Origin of the sequence: Nocardia carnea, assembly GCF_029868325.1 — a bacterium.
GTDB classification, from domain to species: Bacteria; Actinomycetota; Actinomycetes; order Mycobacteriales; family Mycobacteriaceae; genus Nocardia; species Nocardia carnea_C.
The window spans coordinates 26232-49768 of record NZ_JARWNW010000273.1 but is presented as its reverse complement, the minus strand read 5'-3'; the positions used below and the strand labels follow the sequence as shown (position 1 = coordinate 49768).

Here is a 23537-nt window from a genome sequence, read left to right as displayed (position 1 = left end):
TGTGTGGGCTGGTCCGGCGCCGGTGCGACGACGTATCCTCCACACGGAGGGGCGGCCGATCCGGTGCGGCGAAACGGGGTACGGTCTTAGGTCGGTCGCTGTGCCAGAATTCTTCGGCGGTCGGCCGGCGCCGCGGCCGCCGTAACATCGCCGTGCGGCGGAATCGGCGCGGCGGGATATGCGGGGGCAGCACAGCCACCGATCCACACTGAACGGGAGAGGACACCTCGGGCGATGGACCTTGCAGGCATGAAGTTTCGGGTCGCGCGTGAGGATTTCGCGGAATCGGTCGCCTGGGTGGCGCGCAGTCTGCCGTCTCGCCCGCCGGTCCCGGTTCTCGGCGGAGTCCTGCTGGTCGCGGACGACGACGGGCTGACCGTCTCCGGATTCGACTACGAGGTATCGGCTCAGATGCGGGTGGCCGCCGAGGTCGCCGGACCGGGCAAGGTGCTGGTCTCCGGCAAGCTGCTGGCCGATATCACCAAGGCACTGTCGAACAAGCCGGTGGACGTCTCCGTCGACGGCAGCCGCGTGCTGATCCAGTGCGGTAGCGCCAAGTTCTCCCTGCCGACGATGCCGGTCGAGGATTATCCCCAGTTGCCCGAGGTTCCGCAGTCCAGCGGGCAGCTCGTTGTGGATGTGTTCGCCGAGGCCGTGGGCCAGGTCGCCGTCGCGGCCGGGCGCGACGATACGTTGCCCATGCTGACCGGTATCCGGGTGGAGATCGAGGGCCCGCAGGTGGTGCTGGCGGCGACCGACCGGTTCCGGCTCGCCGTACGCCATATCCAGTGGCAGCCCGCACGTACCGATATCGAAACCGCGGTGCTGATCCCCGCCCGCACCCTCTCCGAATCCGCCAAGACGCTCGGCGCCTCGGACCAGCCCGTCCAGCTCTCGCTCGGCTCCGGTGCGGGCGCAGACGGCCTCCTGGGCATCGTCAACGGCGGCCGCCGGACCACCACCCGGCTGCTCGATGCCGAGTTCCCGAAGTTCCGGCAGCTGCTGCCCAAGGAGCACACATCGATCGCCACCTTGGAGGTGGCCACGCTCACCGAGGCGATCAAACGTGTCGCGCTGGTGGCCGAGCGCGGCGCCCAGGTGCGGCTGGAGTTCTCCGCCGAGGGATTGCAGCTGTCGGCGGGTGGCGACGATGCCGGGCGCGCCGAGGAGTGGCTGACCGCCGACTTCCGGGGTGAGCCGTTGACCATCGCGTTCAACCCCGGATATCTCATCGACGGTCTGTCCGCGTTGCATTCGGACCGGGTCACCTTCGGGTTCACCACGCCGAGCCGTCCCGCTGTGCTGCTCCCGGCCGGCGAGGAAGAGCCGGAACCGCTCGAGAGTGGTGCGTATCCGGCCCTGGACAGCGACTACATCTACCTGCTGATGCCGGTCCGGCTGCCGGGCTGAGCGGGCGTGGGTTCGGTAGCGCTGTGCCGGCGCCGATCCACGCCGGCCGCCGGGGTTCCCGTTGCCACCGTGACAGCGGGACCCGGACAGAGCGATATCTCCGCAAACCCGCGCCGCGACCTGCGCCGACGTAAGTTATCCACAGCTGTGGATAACTTCGCGGACGGCTGTTGGACGGTGTGAATCGGTGCATATTCGTGCTCTGACCTTGCATGATTTCCGTTCCTGGGAACGCGCTGAGATCGAGTTATCCACAGGGCCTACGGTTTTCCTGGGGGCGAACGGTAACGGCAAGACCAACCTCCTGGAGGCCCTCGGCTATCTGTCGACGCTCGGCTCCCACCGCGTCTCCGCCGATACCCCGCTCATCCGAACCGGTGCCGAACGGGCCCGGATCGGGGCCAATGTGATCAACCTGGGCCGTGAGCTCCGTATCGATGTGGAACTCAACCGCGGCGCCGCGAACCGGGCGCAGATCAACCGGTCACCGGTGCGCCGGCCACGCGAAATCCTCGGAATCCTGCATACGGTGCTGTTCGCGCCCGAGGACCTGGCGCTGGTGCGCGGCGACCCGGGGGAGCGGCGCCGCTTCCTCGACGAGTTGTGCACCGCCCGCCGCCCCGGCCTGGCCGGTGTCCGCGCCGATTACGACCGGGTGCTACGGCAACGGTCGGCGTTGCTGAAGACCGCGGGCCGGTCCGGGCGGGCCGATCTCGGCACACTCGATGTGTGGGACGGCCACCTGGCCGGTCATGCCTCGGTTCTGCTCGCCGAACGGCTGCGCCTGGTGCACGACCTGCACCCGTACGTCACTCGCGCCTATGCCGCACTGGCCCCCGAATCGCGCCCGGCGACCGTGGGGTACCGCAGTGCCGCGCTGCCGGCCGAACTCCTCGATCCGGAGCGTGAACCGCGCTCGGATGATCCCGCGGCACTCGAACAGGTGCTGCTCTCCGAGATCGCCCGGGCACGTCCCAAAGAACTCGACCGAGGCGTCTGCCTGGTCGGCCCGCACCGCGACGACCTGGACCTCATGCTCGGGGAGACCGCGGCCAAGGGATTCGCCAGTCACGGAGAGTCCTGGTCTTTCGCGCTGGCTCTGCGCCTTGCGGCGTTCGAACTGCTGCGGGCCGGTGGATCCGAACCCGTCCTGCTGCTCGACGACGTCTTCGCCGAACTCGACCGCCGCCGCCGGACCGCCCTCGCCGCGGTCGCGGCCGATGCGGAGCAGGTACTGATCACCGCCGCCGTGCCCGAGGATGTGCCCGGCGAGCTGGCGGGGACCACCCTGCGGGTGACAACCACCGGTGACCCCGAACACCGGGTCTCCGCGCTCGCCGGGGAGCCGTCGGCGGAATCTGCGCAGCCTGGCGGGGAGAACCCGCCGCAGCCCATTGCCGGCGAACGGTCAGCAGGGTGAACACGCAGCGGCCGGTACCTTGCACCCGGGCCGCGGCATTCGTAGAGTGAGCCGATGCGCCGGGCCTTATCCCCCGTCCGGCTCCCCGTGCACAGTTATCCACAGCCTGTGGATAACTTATCGGCCCAGGTCGTCGGCCCGCACCCGGGTATTGACCCGGTGCGATCGGTGGCAACCTGCGCCGGCAGCCGAAATATCTGCCCTGAACAGGGGTTATTCCCTGAAGTGGGGTGTACGTCCGATGATGGATAGTCGATCCCGAGATATCACCTCCGGATGTGTACAACTCGAACAGATGCCGGCCGACCCTGGGGATAACTCGGCTGGTGAGCGGAGCGCGACGATGACCGATCGGCCCGGAACACCCGGTGGCGCCGTACCGCCGGGCGAACCGGAGTTACGCGGAATCGACCTGGCCCGCCGCGCACTCGAAGAGGCACGCGCGGCCGCGCGAGCGAGCGGCAAATCCGTGGGTCAGGGGCGATCGTCCCCCCGCCGGAGCTCCCGGAGCGGAGCCCGCCGGCGGAGTGGTTGGTCGGGGCCGCGACCCGACGAGCGCGATCCGCAGCCGCTGTCCAAGCTCGCCACTTCCATCGCGCGTAGCCGTGGCTGGTCCACCAAGGTCGCCGAGGGAACGGTATTCGGGCACTGGTCCGGCGTGGTCGGTGAGGATATCGCCGCGCACGCGAAACCGGTGAAGCTCGAGAACGGTGTGCTGAGCGTGGCGGCCGAGTCCACGGCCTGGGCCACCCAGCTGCGGTTACTGCAGGCACAGCTGCTCGCGAAGATCACCGCGGCCGTCGGGCCCGGAGTGGTCCGCTCGTTGCGTATCTCGGGGCCGACCGCACCGAGTTGGCGTAAGGGGGAACGGCATATCCGCGGCCGCGGGCCGCGGGACACCTACGGGTAGCCCCCGTTTCGCCTGCATCGCGAGGCCATGCGGGCCGGCTGCCTTCAGGGAACTCTCAGGACGAATCTGATGGTCCGAAAACGGTCGCATCGCGAGGGGACCCGTGCCGGTCCGATTTCTCCCATCCTGGGAGCCGTCAGGGGTGTCGCAGATGCACTGTAAGTTGGGCTGCGAAGTAAGATGGAAACGTAAATCAGCGGCGATACCTTCGGCGCGTTGTGTGCAGCCCTCTTATCTGTCCCGGGCCCACGTGCGCTGTCCCACCGCCGTCCCGGGGAACAGCAAGTAAGGAGAGCTACCGACCAGTGGCTGCCAAAGACTCCAAAGCATCAGGTTCGAGCGCATCGAACAAAAAAGATTACGGTGCCTCCTCCATCAAGGTCCTGGAAGGCCTCGAGGCGGTGCGGCTGCGCCCGGGCATGTACATCGGTTCCACCGGCGAGCGTGGCCTGCACCACCTGATCTGGGAGGTTGTGGACAACTCGGTCGACGAGGCGATGGCCGGCCACGCCACCAAGGTCGAGGTCACTCTCCTCGCCGACGGTGGTGTCCAGGTCGTCGACGACGGCCGCGGTATCCCGGTGGCCATGCACGACCAGGGCATCCCGACCGTCGAAGTCGTCATGACCCAGCTGCATGCGGGCGGTAAGTTCGACTCCGATTCCTACGCCGTTTCCGGTGGTCTGCACGGTGTCGGCATCTCGGTGGTCAACGCCCTGTCGAGCCGGCTCGAAGCCGAGATCGATACCGACGGCTACCACTGGAGCCAGACCTACAAGGATGCCGTCCCGGGCCAGCTGGTCCAGGGGGAGGCCACCAAGGCCACGGGCACCACGATCCGGTTCTGGGCCGATCCCGCAGTATTCGAGACCACCACCTACAACTTCGAGACGGTGTCGCGGCGGCTGCAGGAGATGGCCTTCCTGAACAAGGGCCTGACCATCGTGCTCACCGATGAGCGGGTCAGCGCCACCGAGGTCACCGACGAAGTGGTCAGCGAGACCGCGGAAGCACCCAAGCACGACGAGGGCGGCGAAAAGCCCACGCTCGAGCACAAGGTGAAGACCCGGACATACCACTATCCGGGGGGCCTGGAAGATTTCGTCCGGCATATCAACCGGACGAAGCAGCCGATTCACAACTCGGTCGTCGCGTTCAACGGTAAGGGCCCCGGTCACGAGCTCGAGGTGGCGCTGCAGTGGAACTCCGGTTACTCCGAATCGGTCCACACCTTCGCCAACACCATCAACACCCACGAGGGTGGCACGCACGAAGAAGGTTTCCGTGCGGCGCTGACCACCGTCGTCAACCGGTATGCCAAGGAGAAGAAGCTCCTCAAGGACAAGGACGGCAACCTCACCGGTGACGATATCCGGGAAGGCCTGGCCGCGATTGTCAGCGTGAAGGTGAGTGAGCCGCAGTTCGAGGGCCAGACGAAGACCAAGCTGGGTAATACCGAGGTCAAGTCGTTCGTGCAGCGTGCCTGCAACGAACACCTTGCGCACTGGTTCGAGGCCAACCCGGCCGATGCCAAGACCATCGTGAACAAGGCGGTGTCCTCGGCGCAGGCCCGCCTCGCCGCCCGGAAGGCGCGGGAGCTGGTGCGGCGCAAGAGCGCCACCGATATCGGTGGCCTGCCGGGCAAGCTGGCCGACTGCCGGTCCAAGGATCCGAGCAAATCCGAGATCTACATCGTCGAGGGTGATTCCGCCGGTGGGTCGGCCAAATCCGGCCGCGATTCGATGTATCAGGCGATCCTGCCGCTGCGCGGCAAGATCATCAATGTCGAGAAGGCCCGGATCGACAAGGTGCTCAAGAATGCCGAGGTCCAGGCAATCATCACCGCCTTCGGCACCGGTATCCACGACGAATTCGATATCGCGAAACTGCGCTATCACAAGATCGTGCTGATGGCCGATGCCGATGTCGACGGCCAGCATATTTCGACGCTGCTGCTGACTCTGCTGTTCCGCTTCATGCGCCCGCTGATCGAACAGGGACATGTGTACTTGGCCCAGCCGCCGCTGTACAAGCTGAAATGGCAGCGCTCCGACCCCGAATTCGCGTACTCGGACCGGGAACGCGACGGTTTGGTCGAAGCGGGACTGGCGGCCGGTAAGAAGATCAACAAAGACGACGGTATCCAGCGATACAAAGGTCTCGGCGAGATGAACCCGAAGGAGCTGTGGGAAACCACCATGGACCCGTCGGTCCGGGTCCTGCGCCAGGTCACGCTGGACGACGCGGCTGCCGCCGACGAGCTGTTCAGCGTCCTGATGGGTGAGGATGTCGCCGCTCGCCGCAGCTTCATCACTCGTAATGCCAAGGACGTCCGCTTCCTCGACGTGTAGGCCCGGCGGTTACGCCCGCAGCGCATACCACGCGCGGCTTCCGCCGTTTATCGCCAGTACCTAGGAGATCGAATGACCGATACAACATTGCCGCCGGAGAGCGCGGGCGACCGGATCGAGCCGGTCGATATCCAGCAGGAGATGCAGAACAGCTATATCGATTACGCGATGAGCGTGATCGTGGGCCGCGCTCTGCCCGAGGTCCGCGACGGCCTGAAACCGGTGCACCGCCGGATCCTGTACGCGATGCACGACAACGGATACCGGCCCGACCGTAGTTACGTGAAATCCGCCCGCCCGGTCGCCGACACCATGGGTAATTACCATCCGCACGGCGACTCGGCCATCTACGACACCCTGGTGCGGATGGCGCAGCCGTGGGCGATGCGGTACCCGCTGGTCGACGGCCAGGGCAACTTCGGCAGCCGCGGTAACGACGGTGCGGCCGCCATGCGCTACACCGAGTGCCGGCTCACCCCGCTCGCGATGGAACTGCTGCGCGAAATCGATCACGACACCGTCGATTTCATCGCGAACTACGACGGTAAGACGCAGGAACCGGTCGTTCTGCCCAGCCGTGTGCCGAATATGCTGATGAACGGCAGCAACGGTATTGCGGTCGGTATGGCGACCAATATCCCGCCGCACAACCTCAACGAGCTGGCCGAGGCCATCTATTGGGCGCTGGACAACCACGAAGCCGACGAGGAAGCCACGCTCGCGGCCTGTATGGAGCGGGTGAAGGGGCCGGACTTCCCGACCTCCGGCCTGATCGTCGGTACGCAGGGCATCCACGACGCCTACACCACCGGACGCGGTTCCATCCGGATGCGCGGTGTGGTGGAGATCGAAGAGGACGCCCGCGGCCGCACCACCATCGTCATCACCGAGCTGCCGTACCAGGTCAACACCGATAACTTCATCAACGCGATCGCCGAGCAGGTCAAGGACGGCCGGATCGCGGGGGTATCCGATATCCACGACGAATCGTCGGATCGGGCCGGTCTGCGCATCGTGGTCACCGTCAAACGGGACGCGATCGCAAAGGTCGTGCTGAACAACCTGTACAAGCACACCCAGCTGCAGACCAGTTTCGGTGCGAATATGCTCTCCATCGTCGAGGGCGTGCCCCGTACGCTGCGGCTGGACCAGATGATCCGGCTGTATGTCGCCCACCAGCTCGAAGTCATCATCCGGCGCACCCGCTACCTGCTGCGTAAGGCCGAGGAACGGGCGCATATCCTGCGTGGCCTGGTCAAGGCGCTGGATCAGCTCGACGCCGTGATCGCGCTGATCCGCCGGTCGGCCAATACCGAGACCGCGCGTACCGGCCTGATGGAACTGCTGGATATCGACGAAACCCAGGCGACCGCCATCCTGGATATGCAGCTGCGGCGGCTGTCCGCGCTGGAACGGCAGAAGATCGTCGACGAACTGGCCAAGCTCGAGGCCGAAATCGCCGATCTGAAGGACATTCTGGAAAAGCCCGAGCGTCAGCGCGCGATCGTCCGGGACGAACTGGCCGAGATCGTCGAACGCTACGGCGACGAACGCCGGACACAGATCGTCTCCGCCGACGGTGATGTGGCCGACGAGGACCTGATCGCCCGTGAAGACGTGGTCGTCACCATCACCGAAACCGGGTACGCAAAACGCACGAAGACCGATCTGTACCGCAGCCAGAAGCGTGGCGGCAAGGGTGTGCAGGGCGCGGGCCTGAAACAGGACGATATCGTCCGGCACTTCTTCGTGACCTCGACCCACGACTGGTTGTTGTTCTTCACCAACAAAGGCCGGGTGTACCGGGCCAAAGCCTATGAACTGCCGGAGGCCAACCGCACGGCACGCGGGCAGCACGTGGCGAACCTGCTGGCTTTCCAGCCGGACGAGAAGATCGCCCAGGTGATTCGGATCAAGTCCTATGAAGACGCGGCCTATCTGGTGCTGGCCACGGAGAAGGGTTTGGTCAAGAAGTCGCGGCTGGTGGACTTCGATTCCAACCGCAGCGGCGGCATCGTCGCGGTGAATCTGCGCGATAACGACGAATTGGTCGGCGCCGTACTGTGTTCCGCCGAGGACGATCTGCTGCTGGTATCGGCACAGGGGCAGTCGATCCGTTTCTCCGCCACCGACGAGGCATTGCGTCCGATGGGCCGCGCCACCTCGGGGGTACAGGGTATGCGGTTCAATGCCGATGACGCGCTGCTGTCGCTGAATGTGGTCCGCGACGGGACATACCTGCTGGTCGCGACGTCCGGTGGTTATGCCAAGCGCACCGCCATCGAGGAGTACACGGCGCAGGGACGCGGCGGAAAAGGTGTATTGACCATCCAGTTCGACGCCCGGCGTGGCACCCTGGTGGGAGCGCTCATCGTCGACGACGACGACGAGTTGTATGCGATCACGTCCAGCGGTGGGGTTATCCGCACTGCCGCCCGGCAGGTGCGTAAGGCCGGTAGGCAGACAAAGGGCGTGCGATTGATGAACCTCGGCGAGGGCGATACCTTGCTTGCGATCGCACGTAACGCCGACGAGCCCGAGCAGATCGACGGTGGCGGTTCCCCCGAGCAGTAAATCCATATCGGCGGCAAAGAACGGATCCGAGGATTCCCATTGACCACTCCGAAACAGCCGAGCGACGAGCGGCAGCAGACGAACGGTGTGACCGAGAGGGTCACTCCGTCCCCGATTTCGCCGCGCCCGAACCAGCGGGCGGGCGATGCCGCGGACAATGACCAGGCGGGGGGCGGGCAGCCGGGCGGTAATGCGTCCGGCGGCGCGCCCACCGACGGTCCCGCGCCCGAAAATCAGGAGCAGCAGGGCGAATTCGCGTCCGAATCGCGTAATGCCGGATCGCCGAACCCCGGTCCTCAGGGATCCGGCGATCAGAAGCAGCAGTCCGGTGGCGGTAACGGTAGCGACCAGGGCCGGTTCCAGGAGGGCTGGTCGCAGTTGCCGCAGCGCGAGCCCCAGTCCAATCTGCCGCGGCCCGGGCATACGCCGGTCGGCGGGGCCCAGTCGCGTTCGGTCGGGCTGAGCGGCGGGGTCACCAATGCCCGCACCACCAGCGATCTGGCGGCCAAGGCGGCCCGTAAGGAAGCCGCCATGGCCAAATCCGTTGGCCTGGACGGACCTACCCGCAGTATCGCCCGGCCCGAGCTGGCAAAGGATATGCCCGATCTCTCCGAGATCCGGCATCCGCTGCCGCCCGAGCAGCACACCCCACCGCCGGCCTACACCCCGCCGGCGTCGTCGTCGGGGCCGACGGGTCCGGCGGCGGCTCCCAGGGGCCTACCGCAGGCGGTGCTCGGTGGCGAACCGTTGCGGGCCACGGTCCAGGTCCGGCGGATCGATCCGTGGTCGACACTGAAGATCACCCTGGTGATCAGTATCGCCATGTTCTTCGTCTGGATGATCGCGGTCGCGCTGCTGTACATGGTCCTGGCGGGGATGGGTGTCTGGGAACGGCTCAACAGCACCTTCACCGATATGGTGTCGCCGGACAGCGGCTCGGTCGGGCTCATCGACGCCGGGACGGTCTTCGGCTATGCCGGAGTGATCGGGCTGATCAACGTGGTGCTGTTCACCGCGCTGGCGACCGTCGGGACGTTCATCTACAACCAGTGCTGCGATATGGTCGGCGGTATCCAGGTCACCCTGGCCGATCCCGACTGAATCCGGTCGGCGCGGCGGCCGGTGCCCGGACGAGGGCACCGGCTGTTGCGCGGGAGGTCGAATACCTCCGGGCGATGACCAGCGGTTTTGGTTGTATGGCGGTCGTTCGGGTAGTCTCTGTTCTCGGCCGGGTCCGGTAGGAAAAGTCACCTTCTATCGGCGGTCGAAACCACGGGTCTATAGCTCAGGCGGTTAGAGCGCTTCGCTGATAACGAAGAGGTCGGAGGTTCAAGTCCTCCTAGACCCACTCCCTGCAATATATCGACGACCTCCACCGGAAACGGTTCGGAGGTCGTTTGCTTTTCCCTCCGAAACCGGCTCGTCCGCGGTACCGGAACCACCGGTCCTGGATAAGCCGGCGCCGTCCCACAGAGTTAGGCTGAAGAAATGAAATACGTTCTCACCATCGGAATTGTCGCTGCGGTTCTCATCGGTATCAGCAAGCTGCGCAAGCGGGATGAGGCCGATACGTGGCACGAGGTCACCACTCGCTGACGCAGTCTCCGGCGGGCCGGTAGCCCGCCATTGATCACGGCCGGGCCAGCAGTTCGATGACCGAGGACACCTGTGCGGTGGACGGCGTCGGCAGATTGTCCCGGCCGTGGATCAATCCGAGTCCGATATAGACCATCGCGCCCGCCCTTATCCCGGCCTGGTTCTCATCGAACCCCAGATCGAGCATGGTGCGTTTGACGGTGTCGAAAACGCGCTGATCCAGGTTTCGCACCGCGGCCGCCACCTTCGGGTTGCTGCGTGACCATTCCCGCACGCTCGTCTCCACGATCCAGTGGCGTTGATCCACCAACATGGCCGCCATTTTCTCGATCCGTTCCTCCACCGGGATCTCCGCGAACGCGGCGAGATCGCGTACGGTTCGGCTCTGTATTGCGCTCCAACGGTCGGCCATGGCCGTCATGAGTTGCTCGATATCGTCGAAATGCCAGTAGAAGCTGCCCTTCGTGACACCCAGTTCCTGGCACAACCGCTGGATCTTGATCGCTCCTATACCTTCGCGCGAGAGCAGATTCAGGGCGCCGTCGACCCAGTCGTCGTAGGAGAGCCGGGCGGTGCGCCGGCGTTGCCGCTGTTGCGCCTGGGCTTTTTTCGATTTGGGCCGGCGCGGCGTGGTCCGAGCGGCGGGCGGTTCCGCGGCGTCGGAGCCCGCCGTTATCTTCTCCGACTGTTCGCCGCTGAGTCCCATACACCGATGGTAGGGGAGTCGTTGGGCGGGCTCGGAGGATCGGGTGATCCGGACCGGCGCCGGTAGTTCACCGCAGGTTGCCCAGGGATGGGCCGGGACCGTCTCGCGAAGACATGATCTTCCGGCATTCCATACTTACAAGTACTGTTACTCCATACATTGAAGTATGGTTCGTGGTGGGAGCCGGCTCGTGACATCGGCCAGGGCGCTGCTGCGGGCCGGCTCGGCAGGGAGGACAGTGATGTCGATACCAGTGGTGACACCGGATACCGAAGATCCGGCCGTTCGATGCCCCGAGAGCTTTCGCTACTGGCAGGCCCGGGCCGATCCGCGGGTACAGGCGGTCGAACGGCTGATACGCGCCGTGACCGGCAGCGACCTCTTCCCGGCCGACGAACAGGCGAAGGCGCTGTGCGCGGATATGTTCGCCGGGGATCCCGTGGCGGAACGGTTCGTCGCCGAGGTGATGCGCGCCGGCGAGGGCCGCGAGAACGGGCGGCGGTTGCTGGAGACCGCCCTACGCGACGGTATCGACAGCATCGCCGATCCACCGCCGTCGATGCGCGCGCTGTTCGACGAATTCGAAACCGTCCCCGACTGGGTGGATCCCGAACTGGTCGAACGCGGGGCAGCGGTCTGGCGCCGGTGGGGCACCATGCTGTTCAGCTTCGCTGGTGCGGAGACGCTGGAAATGTACACCGAAGCCGCCGTAGCCACCCCGCTGTCACTGGCCGGTGGCTACGCCGGTGACAGTGCGTTGCGCCGGTTCCTGGAAACCTGCCGGTTCTGGATGGACGTATCCCAGCCCGGCGCGCTGCTGACCCCCGGATCGCAGGGGCGGGCCACCGCCTTGAAGGTGCGCATCATGCACGTTTCGGTGCGCGCCGGGGTCGCGCGGCACCCCGAATGGGATACCGAACGGTGGGGTCTGCCGATCAGCCAGACCTATCAATTGCTGACGCTGATCGCCGGCAGCACCATCCCCGGATTGGGGTTGTGGGCTCTCGGTTACCAAACCGGTCCGGCGGAGTTCCGGGCGCTACTGCACTTCCAGAAGTACATGGGCTACCTGCTCGGTGTCCGGCTCACCTGGCATCCGGAAACCGTGCCCGACACCCTGCGGGTCATGGCGATGACCCTGATCGCCCGTGCCCACGACTCCGGCGAGCAGGGCGCCGAACTCATCGAGTCCTATCCGGCTGCCTTCGCGCCCCGGCCTGAGCAACGCGGTCTGGCCCGGCTGCGAGCGCACTACAACTATCGGATCAACTCCGCCTACTCGGCCCTGTACATGCTGCCCACCACACGCCGGAAGTACCGGATGCCGGCGGCGTTGCCCTGGGTATTGCTGCCGATCGCCCGGATTCCACTGGTCACCGCGGTGGAACTGGCCCGCCGAGTACCACCGATCGGTCGCCTGCACGAAAAGCTGATGCTCTGGCATCGGGAGAACTGGTACCGCGAACAGATGCAGGGCCGCGAGGCGGAATTCGAGGCCACCGGCGCCCTGCGCAGGTGAGCGACCCATTCTGGCCGGGTAGGCTTGTTTGACGGTGTACGTGCCGGAACGCTACTGTTTCGCAGGCGACACACCGCGGTCGTACATCTGTCCGGGGCCTTAGCTCAATTGGCAGAGCACTGCCTTTGCAAGGCAGGGGTTAGGGGTTCGATTCCCCTAGGCTCCACAAAACGCTCCCCACCTGTGCGTCAGGTGGGGAGCGTTGACGTTTCCGAGGCGGAACCGTCGAACCCCTTTACCGTGCGCATCGGTGCGGGTACCCGGCCGTTGTGGCGCAACGCCATTGCGGTGTACGTCAGCAGGCGACGCCCATCAGATGACTGCGGTGCCGATCGCCCCATTCCTCCAGTGGGCGCAGGGCGCGCGCGAGATCTTCACCCAGTGCGGTGAGCGAGTATTCGACCCGGGGCGGGACCTCCGGATACACCTCGCGGTGCACGATTCCGGCTGCCTCCATTTGCCGGAGGTTCTCGGTCAGCACCTTTTCGCTGACCCCCGTCAGTGCGCGGTGGATCTCCCCGAAGCGCCGCGGGCCCGCGCCCAGGACCCACATCAGATGCAGTTTCCACTTACCGCCGACGACGTCGATCGCCACCGACATACCGCACACATCATGATCTGCATCACTCACACCGGTCACCGCGACCTCCCGACCTCGTTACGGACCTCGAGGTGAGCAACCCCACCCGAACGTACGTTCTTGTCCACACTACCTGCGGGAACGAGTATCGGTTGCGGCGCCGACAAGCAGTTCGACCACTGATGGAAGAGGGAATCCGATGTCTCAGCAGAACACTCGGTCGGTCAGCGTGATCGGCTTGGGCCCGATGGGGCAGGCCATGGTGCGGGCTTTCCTGGCGGCAGGTGTCGAGGTCACCGTCTGGAACCGCAGCTCCGAGAAGGCCGACGCCATGGTCGAAGCGGGTGCGCGCCGGGCCGCGACGGTGGCCGAGGCGCTGGCCGCAGCCGAGGTGACCGTCCTCAGCTTGACGCATTACGCCGCGATGTACGACGTACTCGGCCAGGCGACCGGCGCGTTGCGGGGGAAGGTGATCGTGAATCTGTCGTCGGATTCACCGGAGAACGCCCGCAAGGGCGGGCAGTGGGTGCGCTCGCACGGGGCGCAGTTTCTCTCCGGGGGCTTCATGTCGGCGGGGGACAATATCGCCCACCCGGCGTCGTACATCTTCTACAGCGGGCCGCAGGACGTTTTCGATGCCCACGCCGAATTGTTGCGGCCACTGAGTCCGCAGGAGTATCTGGGGGAGGATGACGGGTTGGCGCAGGTGTTCTACCAGGCGCTGCTGATCGTCTTCCATCCGTGGATGCTCGCCTTCGATCAGGCTCTCGCCTTGATCCAGCGCTCCGGCAACGATATCGACCGATTTCTGCCGTATGCGCTGCGGTCCGCCGAGGCCTATCCGTTTTTCATGGCCGAGTACGCGGCGGCCGCCCAGAAGGGTGGGTGGGGCGATCTCGCAGCCTTCGCGATGATGGATGCCGGCGCGCAGCACATCATCGATGCCAGCGAGGAGGCCGGTGTGGACGCCACCCTGTCTCGTACCGCGCAGGGGCTTTGGCGTCGGGCGCGGGCGGCCAGTTCCGAAGCCGGGCGTCCGGTCTCGGTTTTCGAGTTGATGGCGGGTTCGACCTCCTGAAGCCGGGCTCGGTACACGGATTCGGCCCGCCACGATTGCTGGGTACTCGGCTGCGAGATCGGGTATCAGCGGCTGTCGTTGCCGTCGGCTCGTCGTGCCTTCTGCGCGATCTCCGCGGCGTATTCCTGATGGCCGACCCCGGGGAGCTGCTCGAGGGTGAGACCTTCGATATCCCACCGGGGTCGGGCGTCGGCGATGAAACGGATGGCATCGCGTACGAACCGCCGGCCGGCCGGCTTGCCGATATGCGCGGACGGGGTGTGCAGGCGGAACCAGCCGAGAAGATCCCCGGCGGTGCCGTCGATTCCGGTGGCGGTGACAGGGTCGTCCGAATCGCCGGTGTCGGGGAGCAGAAGACTGGTGGGGGAGACGCCGAGTGCGACCGCGAGCGCCATCAGGTCGTCCACATCGACCCGGCGCTCGCCACGCTCGATCCGCGACAGCCCCAGTACCGGGATGGGCCGGCCGAGGGCCTCGAGCCTGCGCGCGAGATCGGCATACCCCAGGTTCATCAGAGTGCGGTAGCGGAGGACGTTCTCCCGGACAGTATCCCCTGTCGGGCCGAGCGGGTTCTTCTTGTACACCACCTGACCAGGGTTATCTATCGAAATGATCGCGTCAAGAATCAATTCGATAGGTGACTCGATCGGTGCCCGGATGCCGGCGGTTCGGTGTCCCCATCACTTCGATCGCATCGAAATGATGGGGCTCGAGATCCTTTCGATAGTGTCGAAACCTCCGTCAACTCGGGCGGGTCAGCAGCAGAGCTGCCTGTGGGGTCGGCTCGGTTCCGGCGGGTGCCCGGACGAAACGCATATCGACGGTGAAACCGGCGGCTTCGGCGGTTGCCGCCACCTCCTCGGGGGCAATGCGGTGGAAATCCAGCGAGACCGCAAACCCGAATCCCTCGTCGTAATGCTTCACCTCGGTACCGGCCTGGAACCCGAGCAGCACACGTCCGCCCGGCCGCAATACACGGTGGAATTCGGCCAGGACCCCGGGGCGCGCGGCAGGCGGAATATGGATCAGGGAGTACCAGGCGACCACGGCCGCCAGCGAGCCGTCGGTCATTTCGAGCGCGGTCATGGAACCCACATCGAATCGGATATCGGGATGGTGGCGCCGGGCCAGCTCCACCATGGCCGGGGACAGGTCGATTCCCCGTATCGACAGACCGTGGCCGGAAAGAAAACCGGTGACCCGGCCGGGGCCACAGCCGATATCGATAACCGGTTCGCCCGGGCCGATCACTTCGGCGAAGGCGACGAGTATCGCCCGCTGCCAAGGGCTGGAGTCGAGTTCGCCGGCGTAAGTTTCGTCGTACGCCGCTGCGATGGCGTTGTATCCGGCGCGGGTGTCGGTCAGGAAGGATGCTTCTGGCACAGAGGCACCGTACCGACGTGCCGCTGACACCGTTCGTGACGCCAACGGGCACTCGGCGTACGTTTGATGGTGTCGACCAAGACATCACGAGTGGAGAAGACCTGGTAATGACCCCTTCGGAGTCTGCCGCGCCCGGCATCGACCGATCGGATTGGAGACGGGGGAGAGTCTTCTGGTTCGACTCCGAGAAAGGGTTCGGCTATATCAAGCCCGACGACGGGACCGAACAGGTCTTCGTGGAGTACCGGTGCATCGAAACCGACGGCTACCGGACTTTGCACGCCGGGCAACCGGTGATGTTCGTCAGCACGGCCCGGCCCCGCGGCCATGAAGCGGTGACGGTTCGCCCGGCGGCCGGCCGGTCCGATCCCGCTGTCGGAGCCGAACCGGCTTGATCTCGCCGGCTCGCGCTCAGCGGCGTATCCCCATGGCACCGCAGACCGGAACGGGCCAATCCGCCACATCGGCTGCGAGTTCACGATCGATGGCGGCGGCAATATCGGCCGCGAACGATGTGGCCGCCCGAGTGCGCAGATCCACATGGATCGCGGTGATCTCGAGTGTGCAGCTGAGGCGCCGGGTGGTGTCGTTCACCAGCATGGCGACCACATGCACCACCTTCTCGGATCGATCCACGCCCCGCACGTAGACCGAAATCTCCTCACCGATGCGGGTTTCGGCGTAGTAGCGGATGTGATGCTCGGCGGTGAAGAATCCGGTGCCGCGGCTCGCGCGGTATTCGTCGGTGATCCCGATGCGGTCGAAAACCTGCCCACCGGCTTCGACGCACAGGTCGAAGTAGTGCCTGATGTTCATATGGTCGTTCTCGTCCCGGAAGCTTTCGGGGACGGTGATCGGGCCGAGTTCACGCGGCAGCCGGACCACTTGTTCGTAGTCGGGAAGTGTGGTCGTACTGCTGGTCACGGTCGGTACTCCTGTCGAACTCGGCTCGTCCGAAGTGTATCGATGCAGATGAAGGCCCCCGGACGAGGTTCTCCTCCGGGGGCCGTTCGCCGGTCGATCAGAGCGGCCGGATATCGATGACCTTGCGCAGCCGGGCCTTATCGCGTTCGAGTTTGCGGGCTTCATAGGCGATCGGGAAATAGCGCAACCGTTCCGGCAGCAACGGGACCAGCCGGGCGACGAACCAGCCCAGGACCCGCAGTTTGCGCTCATCGGATTCGGTCCAGGTGAGTCCCAGTTTTCGCCGTGCCGCTTCAGGGGTGGTGCCGACGGTGACGAAGTGCTGCATCCGGCCGAACGGCCCGGTCACCGCACGCCACAGCGGATGCAGAGCGCGCGGCAGCTGAGTGGGCGGGGCGATCGTCCGGATGACCTTCAGGTAGTCCTTCGCGGTCTGAGTGGCTTCCAGATGGTTTTCCACCTGCTCCGCGAAGAACTTCTCGAAGTCGGCATAGGACGCGGGCAGCTCCTTGGGCGGTACATAGAAGTTCCGCATCAGCTGCAGTGTCTCGCGGTAGTAGTCTTCCTTCTCCGCGGTGGTCAGCGGCCGTTTCGCAAAGTATTCGGCGTTCTCGGCAAAGGCGAAGGTGCCGGTGTGCAGTACCCAGGCCCAGGGGCCGCTGGACAGGGCGGTGTGCCGTTTCCCGTCGGCGTCGGTGGTGTTGAGAGTGGCGTGCATTTTGCGCAACCGGTCGGTTTCGCCGAGTGATTCCTCGCCACCGTAGGTCCACATCATCACCGCGGACAGGCTGCGCAGAGCGCGGCCGATGGGGTCGGTGCGGAAGGTGGAGTGAGCATCGACCACCGCGGAGATCGAGGGCTCCATGGTCTGCAACAGGAAGGCCGAGCCCGCGGTCAGCGAAAAGGTGATCAGTCCGACTTCTTCCCAGGTTCGGGTGCCGGGACCGAATGGCCGGCGCTCGACCGGAGTGTGGGTGTCGATGGCTGCGACGTCTACGGACGCGGTCATGCGGATCTCCCTTGATCTACTGCATCGATCTGATGAGACGATGATACTCCAAATCTCTCACCATTGCGGCGCGGGCGGATGCGGGGATGCGCACGGGAGCGTGCGGCGGGAAGCGGATTCTTTCCGGAAGCCCCCGTCACGCGGTATGGCCACGGGTCCGGACATGAGAGCGGGCCTCGGCGAAGGGGGGGAGTTAGCCGAGGCCCGCGTATGGTCGGCCCGGGGGGGAGGGGCCGACGCGTTCGATCCTACGCGATGATCCACCTTTGCGCGTACAAGAGGCCTAGTAGTTTCCGACTTTTTTTGGTGCAGATCACAAGCTTCCCAGCGGCGGTGATGTGGCGCCCCCGCGGATCGTGGCGCGGTACACCGGAAGTTGCCGAAAGTGCTGCTGTGCAGTGCTTTGCGGTGGCCACGGCAGTGCCGGGCGACCAACCGATCCGGCCGGCCGCCTGCCGTGGCGCGACCGCCGGAGTCGCCGGACTTGTCGGAGGTCGATGTCACTATGCGGCTGTGACTGCCGGCCGTGACCCTCGACACCCCCACTGCTTCGCCGGCGCCGCGCGGATCCGAGTACCGCTGCCCGCCGAATCGGGTAGTCCGCTACGCACGACCGGGCCGACCGGCGCGACGAGTATAGAAACCGGTCGCACCCCGTACCGGCTACCCCGAGCACAGTCGGGCCGGGGTGCGGCCCTCTTTCTGTGTGGGCACCGCCGATTCGGGTCCGGACATCACCGGACCTCGGGCGCCACCGGGCAACCGGATAAATCGGATGAAAACCCCGCCGACCGCGACAATACTGGCCCGATATACGGCCGTTCGCGGCATGCGCTCCGGTCGATGGCCCGCTGCCGCCATCGGCGATATACCGACTTCGCTCCGCATAATCACTCGAATCAGGAGAATCATGCCCGACGCAATCGTCGCCGAGGGTCTCGTCAAACACTACGGGCCCCAGGTCCGCGCCCTGGACGGCCTCGACCTGACGGTGCCCGAAGGTACGGTGACCGCTCTGCTGGGGCCCAACGGCGCCGGGAAGACCACCACCGTCCGGGTACTCACCACCCTGCTCGTGCCCGACGCCGGACGGGCGACGGTGGCCGGGATCGATGTACTCGCCCAGCCGCGGGCACTGCGCTCCCGGATCGGCGCGTCGGGTCAGTACGCGGCCGTCGACGAGTATCTGACCGGTTTCGAAAACCTCGAAATGGTCGGGCGGCTCTATCACATGGGTACGCGGCGCAGTAAGGAACGCGCCCGTGAACTGCTGGAACGATTCCGGCTCAGCGAGGCCGCCGATCGGCCGGTGCGCGGCTACTCCGGGGGTATGCGCCGGCGACTGGACCTGGCCGGTGCCCTGGTCGCCAACCCGCCGGTGCTGTTCCTCGACGAACCGACCACGGGCCTCGATCCGCGGGCCCGACTGGATCTGTGGGATGTCATCGAGGAATTGGTCGCCGCCGGCACCACGCTGTTGCTGACCACCCAGTACATGGAGGAGGCCGACCGGCTGGCCGATGCCATCGCGGTGATCGACCGCGGTCAGGTGATCGCCCGCGGTACGGCGGATGAATTGAAGAGCATGGTCGGCGGCGACCGGATCGAACTGACGGTCGACCATATCGACAATCTCGCGGTCGCCCAGCAGGCTTTGAGTCCGCTGGCCGACGGGGATATCCACATCGAGCCGGGCCTGCGACGCGTGGTGGTGCCGGTCAGTGACGGGTCGCAGGCGCTGGTGGCCGCCATCGGCAGGCTCACCGAGCAGGGGGTGAGGATCCAGGATGTCGGATTGCGCCGCCCTTCGCTCGACGATGTCTTCCTCTCACTCACCGGTCACGAGGCCGGCGAGCCGAGCGAGACGGATGCGGAATCCGGCGACCGGAAAGACGACCTCGGCTCCTCGAGCTCGGCGCCAGGCATATCGCGGGATACCGGTGAACTCGAAGTCATGGAAGGAAAAACCAGATGACCGCGGTGGCAACGGCCGGCGCTCCGGCGGAATCACTCGGTATGGGTGAGCGACTGTCCATGGTGGTCAGCGACAGCCTGACCGTTACCAAGCGCAATGTGATCAAGATAAAGCGAGTGCCCGATGTGCTGATCTTCAGCACGCTCTCGCCGATCATGTTCGTCCTGTTGTTCGCCTATATCTTCGGTACCGCGATCAAAGTTCCGGGCCTCGAGGGCGGCTACCGGGAATTCCTCATCGCGGGCATCTTCGTGCAGACCGTGGTGTTCGGATCCACGTTCACCGGTCTCAGCCTTGCCGAGGATATGCAGAAAGGCATCATCGACCGGTTCCGCTCGTTGCCGATGGCACCGTCGTCAGTGCTGATCGGGCGCACCGTCAGCGATGTGGTGATCAATGTGGTGAGCCTGGTGGTCATGTCGCTGACCGGCCTGGTGGTCGGCTGGCGCATCCGCGGATCGCTACTGGACGCCGTACTGGCCTATGCGCTCCTGCTGCTTTTCGCGTACGCGATCTCGTGGATCATGGCCGTGGTCGGCCTCCTGGTGCACACGCCCGAGGTGTTCAACAACGCGAGCTTCATGGTGATCTTCCCGCTCACCTTCCTCGCCAACACCTTCGTACCGCTGCAGGATCTGCCGGCACCGCTGCGGATCTTCGCCGAATGGAATCCGGTATCGGCGCTGGCCCAGGCCACCCGCGACCTGTTCGGTAACTCCTCGCCGGTGGTCGACGAGTCGAACGCGTGGTCGCTGCAGCATCCGGTGGCGACGACCCTGATCTGGGTCGTGATCATCCTCGCGGTTTTCGTCCCGCTCGCGCTGCGGCAGTACCGCAAGACCGTCAGCCGCTGACGGCGCGGTTCAGCTCTCCGGGGTCGCGGTGGCACCGTTCGTGGTGGCCGCTGCGGCGCCGGTACGGGTCTGGCCGATACGCGGCGGAGCAGGAGCCGGCTCGGGCGGCTGCGGGCGTTTGGCGCGCACCAGCCATGCGGTACCGCCTGCCGCGGCTACCGCGGCGGCGGCGAGCAGCCGATAGCGCGAACGACCGGACGGACGCAGTGGGTTCGAGCTCATGGCTCAACTCTGGCACAGCCGCGCCTGCCGTGCAGACCGGCAGGTCAACGGGCCGGCCGGCGTCGGCGTGAGCTCGGCGGTAGGCACCGGACAAAAGGGGCACATGGCACGATGGGTAGGTGAGCGCGACACGTCGTACCGGGCCGGAAGTACTCGGCCGGACCCTTCAGCCGTCCTCGGACCGGGATTTCCGGTGAACCCGCAGCCACCCTCGCCACCGGCACAGGTATGCGTGCGGCATACCGACCGCCCCACCGGTCTGGCCTGCACTCGCTGCGGCCGCCCGGCCTGCCCGGAGTGCCTGCGTCCCGCGTCGGTCGGTCAGCATTGTGTCGACTGTGTCCGCGCCGATCAGCGCAGTACACGCAAGGTCCGCACCGCGTCGGGAGCGGTGGCCACCCGCTCGGCGACGCCGTTCGTCACCTATGCGCTGATCGCGCTCAACGTCGTGGTGTACGCGATCACCGCGGCACAGTCGCGCAGCCTGACGGCCAATGAGCAGGGATCGGCCCTGTTCGTCAACTGGGTCATGTATCCGCCGGCGGTTGCCGCCGGGGAATGGTTCCGCGTGCTCGGCTCGGGCTTCCTGCACTTCGGCCTGATCCATCTGTTGGTGAACATGTTCACGCTCTACGTCCTGGGACGGGATGTCGAACTGGTCCTGGGCCGGGTGCGCTACCTCGCGGTGTATTCGATCTCGTTGCTCGGTGGATCGGCCGCGGTGATGCTGCTCGCGCAGGACAGCCTGACCGCCGGCGCCTCCGGGGCTGTCTACGGACTGTTCGGAGCCATCGCGGTGATACTCATCCGGCTGCGGCAGAGTCCGAACAGCATCCTGATCGTGATCGGGATCAATGTGTTCATCAGTTTCTCGCTGCCCGGTATCTCGCTGGCGGGACATCTCGGTGGGCTGGCCGCGGGCACGCTCGCGACGCTGGGTGTGATGTTTCTGCCCGAATGGCTGCGGGCTCGGACTCCGGAACAGGCTCGGTCGATCGGTGTGATCGCCCTCGTGGTTGTGGCGGTGGCGGCATTGGCGGTGATCGGAGTCGCGACGGCGTCGCTGCGCTGATCCACGGCGCTATCGGTCGGTGCCCGGGACAGGGCCTGCCACTGGCTCGACGAAGACTGGCTTGGATGTTTTACGTGAAACATCTACCAGGATGGAAATCAGCAGGGCCGGAGTGGTTCAGCGGGCCGATTCGCCGCGCAGGCGCAGTTCCGAACGCAGTGTTTCGTAGACATCTTCCGGGCTGGTCCCCAGATCCCACCGGCCGAAGATCAGCAATCGCTCGGTGCCCAGATGGTCGACATCGATTTCCAGCATGGGCGATTTGCGGCCGAGGCGGCGGTACCCCACGATCCGTGCCCGCATTATCCGGTCCCGCGTGTATTCGGTCGCGCCGGTGAGACCGCGCACGACCAGCCGCGGCTGCTCACCCGGGACAACCGACAACCGCGGTCGCTGCCGGATACCCAGTACGGCCAGGGCCAGGAGCACCAGGGCGGCGACACCGAGCAGGAATTTACCGGGCACCTCGACGGTCAGTAGCGCCGCGACCGCGAGAACCACACCCCCGATCGCGACCGCGACCAGCGCGGGCAGCGGGGTCGACCAGGCCAGGCGTGGTTGTGTGCTCTCGGGCTGCACGCGGTGTTCCCCAATCCGTCTCGAGAGTTATCCACAGGTTTATCCACAGGTGTGCATTAATTACACCCGTGTAATCCCCTGGTCAGCGCCACCGCATGGTCATGATGAGCCCGACCACCATCAGCCCGAATCCGATGAGGAAGTTCCAGGCATTGAGATCGCTCATCCAGCTGATCTGGTCGGCCGCCAGGTAGTAGACCAGCAGCCAGACCAGCCCGGCCAGCATGAAGCCGAGCATGATGGTGACGTACCAGACGGGCGATGGACCCGCTGCCTTCACCTTCACCGGCGTGCGGCTGGCGGGGTTGATCGTGTAGTCGGTCTTCTTGCGGACCTTCGACTTGGGCATGATGTCCTCGTATTCAGCGTGCAGGTCGTGTTCCAAGGCTATCCCACCAGGTGATCAGGGGGGATGTCCCCGTATCCGGTGATCGGCCACGTAGTCTTTGTGCATGCGAGTTCTGGTCGTCGACAACTACGACAGCTTCGTGTTCAACCTGGTCCAGTACCTGGGTCAGCTCGGCGTCGAGGCGGTCGTCTGGCGCAACGACGATCCGGAACTCACCGATACCGACGCGGTCGCCCGGGATTTCGACGGAATCCTCATCAGCCCCGGCCCCGGCACGCCGGACCGGGCGGGTAAGAGCATCGATATCGTGCGTTCCTGCGCCGAACAGGCCACCCCGCTCCTCGGCGTCTGCCTCGGCCACCAAGCGATCGGCGCGGCGTTCGGTGCCACCGTGACACGGGCGCCCGAACTGCTGCACGGTAAGACGAGTTCGGTTTTCCATATCGGCACTGGTGTCCTGGCTGGATTGCCCGACCCGTTCACCGCCACCCGCTACCATTCGCTGACCGTCGTGGAGAGTACGTTGCCGGCCGGTTTCGATGTGATCGGGCGTACCGAGAGCGGCATCGTGATGGCGCTTCGCCATCACGAACTGCCGATCCACGGTGTGCAGTTCCATCCGGAATCGGTGCTGACCCAGGGCGGGCACCGGATGCTCGCCAACTGGCTGGAAATCTGCGGGGAGCGGCCCGCCGAGGGCCTTGTGGAGATGCTCGAGGCGGAAGTCGCGGGACTTTCGGTCCACTGAGACCGCTGCACGGCTCCACCACTGAGCATTCTGCCGGTGGGTGCGCCCGTACCCAGCGAAAGTCCGGTAGAAGGCGGGCGCCTGTCGGAACCCGGTCGACCCCCTCCGGGCATCTGAACACCAGCATGGCGACAACGCCTCTCGGGCAGGCCGTTGCCGCTTCGGGAGGTTGGTACGGCATCGCAGGCCGGGGCGGTCCGTAGAACGCGCACTGCTGGTGGGTGGCGACAGCGTGGTGTCCGGTATCGCTCGCCGCATCACACAGGCCCCTCACCAGC

22 protein-coding genes and 2 tRNA genes are annotated in these 23537 nt (G+C 65.7%); 15 read left to right on the top strand and 9 right to left on the bottom strand.

The window, feature by feature from the left end; all coding sequences use genetic code 11:
• Positions 1 to 234: 234 nt before the first annotated feature.
• The 7 genes from dnaN to QH196_RS26755 all read left to right on the top strand — a co-directional run bounded on the left by dnaN (position 235) and on the right by QH196_RS26755 (position 10013).
• Positions 235 to 1410: a DNA polymerase III subunit beta gene (gene dnaN / locus QH196_RS26785; RefSeq protein ID WP_280418611.1), complete on the top strand. Its 1176-nt coding sequence runs from the start codon at positions 235 to 237 to the stop codon at positions 1408 to 1410.
• 187 nt (positions 1411 to 1597) lie between these two features.
• Complete coding sequence (gene recF / locus QH196_RS26780; protein WP_280418610.1) at positions 1598 to 2830, top strand: DNA replication/repair protein RecF; 1233 nt, start codon at positions 1598 to 1600, stop codon at positions 2828 to 2830.
• A 343-nt stretch (positions 2831 to 3173) separates the two neighbouring features.
• Positions 3174 to 3740: a DUF721 family protein gene (locus QH196_RS26775; RefSeq protein ID WP_280418609.1), complete on the top strand. Its 567-nt coding sequence runs from the start codon at positions 3174 to 3176 to the stop codon at positions 3738 to 3740.
• A 305-nt stretch (positions 3741 to 4045) separates the two neighbouring features.
• Complete coding sequence (gene gyrB / locus QH196_RS26770; protein WP_280418608.1) at positions 4046 to 6091, top strand: DNA topoisomerase (ATP-hydrolyzing) subunit B; 2046 nt, start codon at positions 4046 to 4048, stop codon at positions 6089 to 6091.
• A 72-nt stretch (positions 6092 to 6163) separates the two neighbouring features.
• On the top strand, positions 6164 to 8665 hold the full coding sequence (gene gyrA, locus QH196_RS26765; protein ID WP_280418607.1) for a DNA gyrase subunit A: 2502 nt from the start codon (positions 6164 to 6166) through the stop codon (positions 8663 to 8665).
• A gap of 39 nt (positions 8666 to 8704) precedes the next feature.
• A complete protein-coding gene (locus tag QH196_RS26760) occupies positions 8705 to 9766 on the top strand; it encodes a DUF3566 domain-containing protein (protein WP_280418606.1) in 1062 nt (353 codons plus the stop codon).
• Positions 9767 to 9939: 173 nt separating this feature from the next.
• A tRNA-Ile gene (locus QH196_RS26755) sits at positions 9940 to 10013 on the top strand.
• Positions 10014 to 10295: 282 nt separating this feature from the next.
• Here the strand turns inward: QH196_RS26755 and QH196_RS26750 are convergent.
• A complete protein-coding gene (locus tag QH196_RS26750) occupies positions 10296 to 10967 on the bottom strand; it encodes a TetR/AcrR family transcriptional regulator (protein ID WP_280418605.1) in 672 nt (223 codons plus the stop codon).
• Positions 10968 to 11208: 241 nt separating this feature from the next.
• On the opposite strand from QH196_RS26750, the gene QH196_RS26745 reads away from it, so the two are divergent.
• Together QH196_RS26745 and QH196_RS26740 are read left to right on the top strand one after the other, a co-directional pair.
• Positions 11209 to 12486, top strand: a complete 1278-nt coding sequence (locus tag QH196_RS26745; protein ID WP_280418604.1) for an oxygenase MpaB family protein — start codon at positions 11209 to 11211, stop codon at positions 12484 to 12486.
• Positions 12487 to 12579: 93 nt separating this feature from the next.
• A tRNA-Ala gene (locus QH196_RS26740) sits at positions 12580 to 12652 on the top strand.
• Between the two features lie 129 nt (positions 12653 to 12781).
• Here QH196_RS26740 and QH196_RS26735 read toward each other — a convergent pair.
• Positions 12782 to 13087: a winged helix-turn-helix transcriptional regulator gene (locus QH196_RS26735; RefSeq protein WP_280418621.1), complete on the bottom strand. Its 306-nt coding sequence runs from the start codon at positions 13085 to 13087 to the stop codon at positions 12782 to 12784.
• 178 nt (positions 13088 to 13265) lie between these two features.
• Here QH196_RS26735 and QH196_RS26730 point away from each other — a divergent pair, with 178 nt between their 5' ends.
• On the top strand, positions 13266 to 14144 hold the full coding sequence (locus tag QH196_RS26730; RefSeq protein WP_280418603.1) for an NAD(P)-dependent oxidoreductase: 879 nt from the start codon (positions 13266 to 13268) through the stop codon (positions 14142 to 14144).
• Positions 14145 to 14209: 65 nt separating this feature from the next.
• Here the strand turns inward: QH196_RS26730 and QH196_RS26725 are convergent, their stop codons facing one another.
• Together QH196_RS26725 and QH196_RS26720 are read right to left on the bottom strand one after the other, a co-directional pair.
• Entirely contained in the window at positions 14210 to 14731 is a 522-nt protein-coding gene (locus tag QH196_RS26725; protein WP_280418602.1) for a helix-turn-helix domain-containing protein, read from the bottom strand.
• A 154-nt stretch (positions 14732 to 14885) separates the two neighbouring features.
• Complete coding sequence (locus QH196_RS26720) at positions 14886 to 15527, bottom strand: class I SAM-dependent methyltransferase (protein ID WP_280418601.1); 642 nt, start codon at positions 15525 to 15527, stop codon at positions 14886 to 14888.
• A 17-nt stretch (positions 15528 to 15544) separates the two neighbouring features.
• Between QH196_RS26720 and QH196_RS26715 the strand changes: the two genes are divergently transcribed.
• Complete coding sequence (locus QH196_RS26715) at positions 15545 to 15922, top strand: cold-shock protein (RefSeq protein ID WP_280418600.1); 378 nt, start codon at positions 15545 to 15547, stop codon at positions 15920 to 15922.
• 16 nt (positions 15923 to 15938) lie between these two features.
• Here QH196_RS26715 and QH196_RS26710 read toward each other — a convergent pair whose 3' ends face one another.
• The gene (locus QH196_RS26710; RefSeq protein ID WP_280418599.1) at positions 15939 to 16451 is read right to left on the bottom strand and encodes a thioesterase family protein; all 513 of its coding nucleotides are present in this window, start codon (positions 16449 to 16451) and stop codon (positions 15939 to 15941) included.
• A gap of 97 nt (positions 16452 to 16548) precedes the next feature.
• Entirely contained in the window at positions 16549 to 17460 is a 912-nt protein-coding gene (locus tag QH196_RS26705; RefSeq protein WP_280418598.1) for an oxygenase MpaB family protein, read from the bottom strand.
• Positions 17461 to 18370: 910 nt separating this feature from the next.
• On the opposite strand from QH196_RS26705, the gene QH196_RS26700 reads away from it, so the two are divergent.
• Complete coding sequence (locus QH196_RS26700; protein ID WP_280418597.1) at positions 18371 to 19435, top strand: ATP-binding cassette domain-containing protein; 1065 nt, start codon at positions 18371 to 18373, stop codon at positions 19433 to 19435.
• Positions 19436 to 19476: 41 nt separating this feature from the next.
• A complete protein-coding gene (locus tag QH196_RS26695) occupies positions 19477 to 20289 on the top strand; it encodes an ABC transporter permease (protein ID WP_280418620.1) in 813 nt (270 codons plus the stop codon).
• Between the two features lie 9 nt (positions 20290 to 20298).
• Here QH196_RS26695 and QH196_RS26690 read toward each other — a convergent pair whose 3' ends face one another.
• Positions 20299 to 20511 carry a hypothetical protein gene (locus QH196_RS26690; protein ID WP_280418596.1) on the bottom strand — a complete coding sequence of 71 codons (213 nt, stop codon included), beginning with the start codon at positions 20509 to 20511 and terminating at the stop codon, positions 20299 to 20301.
• 193 nt (positions 20512 to 20704) lie between these two features.
• Here QH196_RS26690 and QH196_RS26685 point away from each other — a divergent pair, with 193 nt between their 5' ends.
• Positions 20705 to 21583 (top strand): rhomboid family intramembrane serine protease, encoded by an 879-nt coding sequence (locus QH196_RS26685; protein WP_280418595.1) that lies wholly within the window; start codon positions 20705 to 20707, stop codon positions 21581 to 21583.
• A gap of 117 nt (positions 21584 to 21700) precedes the next feature.
• Here the strand turns inward: QH196_RS26685 and QH196_RS26680 are convergent, their stop codons facing one another.
• Entirely contained in the window at positions 21701 to 22162 is a 462-nt protein-coding gene (locus QH196_RS26680) for a PH domain-containing protein (RefSeq protein ID WP_280418594.1), read from the bottom strand.
• A gap of 82 nt (positions 22163 to 22244) precedes the next feature.
• Complete coding sequence (crgA, locus tag QH196_RS26675; RefSeq protein WP_280418593.1) at positions 22245 to 22511, bottom strand: cell division protein CrgA; 267 nt, start codon at positions 22509 to 22511, stop codon at positions 22245 to 22247.
• A gap of 103 nt (positions 22512 to 22614) precedes the next feature.
• On the opposite strand from crgA, the gene QH196_RS26670 reads away from it, so the two are divergent.
• Positions 22615 to 23259: an aminodeoxychorismate/anthranilate synthase component II gene (locus QH196_RS26670; RefSeq protein ID WP_280418592.1), complete on the top strand. Its 645-nt coding sequence runs from the start codon at positions 22615 to 22617 to the stop codon at positions 23257 to 23259.
• Positions 23260 to 23537 lie beyond the last annotated feature (278 nt).

Excerpts from the sequence above, each read along its gene's own strand:
- dnaN (WP_280418611.1), top strand. The coding sequence starts at position 235 with ATGGACCTTGCAGGCATGAAGTTTCGGGTCGCGCGTGAGGATTTCGCG.
- QH196_RS26775 (WP_280418609.1), top strand. The coding sequence starts at position 3,174 with ATGACCGATCGGCCCGGAACACCCGGTGGCGCCGTACCGCCGGGCGAA.
- gyrA (WP_280418607.1), top strand. The coding sequence starts at position 6,164 with ATGACCGATACAACATTGCCGCCGGAGAGCGCGGGCGACCGGATCGAG.
- QH196_RS26750 (WP_280418605.1), bottom strand. The coding sequence starts at position 10,967 with ATGGGACTCAGCGGCGAACAGTCGGAGAAGATAACGGCGGGCTCCGAC.
- QH196_RS26745 (WP_280418604.1), top strand. The coding sequence starts at position 11,209 with ATGTCGATACCAGTGGTGACACCGGATACCGAAGATCCGGCCGTTCGA.
- QH196_RS26735 (WP_280418621.1), bottom strand. The coding sequence starts at position 13,087 with ATGTCGGTGGCGATCGACGTCGTCGGCGGTAAGTGGAAACTGCATCTG.
- QH196_RS26730 (WP_280418603.1), top strand. The coding sequence starts at position 13,266 with ATGTCTCAGCAGAACACTCGGTCGGTCAGCGTGATCGGCTTGGGCCCG.
- QH196_RS26705 (WP_280418598.1), bottom strand. The coding sequence starts at position 17,460 with ATGACCGCGTCCGTAGACGTCGCAGCCATCGACACCCACACTCCGGTC.
- QH196_RS26700 (WP_280418597.1), top strand. The coding sequence starts at position 18,371 with ATGCCCGACGCAATCGTCGCCGAGGGTCTCGTCAAACACTACGGGCCC.
- QH196_RS26695 (WP_280418620.1), top strand. The coding sequence starts at position 19,477 with ATGGGTGAGCGACTGTCCATGGTGGTCAGCGACAGCCTGACCGTTACC.
- QH196_RS26690 (WP_280418596.1), bottom strand. The coding sequence starts at position 20,511 with ATGAGCTCGAACCCACTGCGTCCGTCCGGTCGTTCGCGCTATCGGCTG.
- crgA (WP_280418593.1), bottom strand. The coding sequence starts at position 22,511 with ATGCCCAAGTCGAAGGTCCGCAAGAAGACCGACTACACGATCAACCCC.
- QH196_RS26670 (WP_280418592.1), top strand. The coding sequence starts at position 22,615 with ATGCGAGTTCTGGTCGTCGACAACTACGACAGCTTCGTGTTCAACCTG.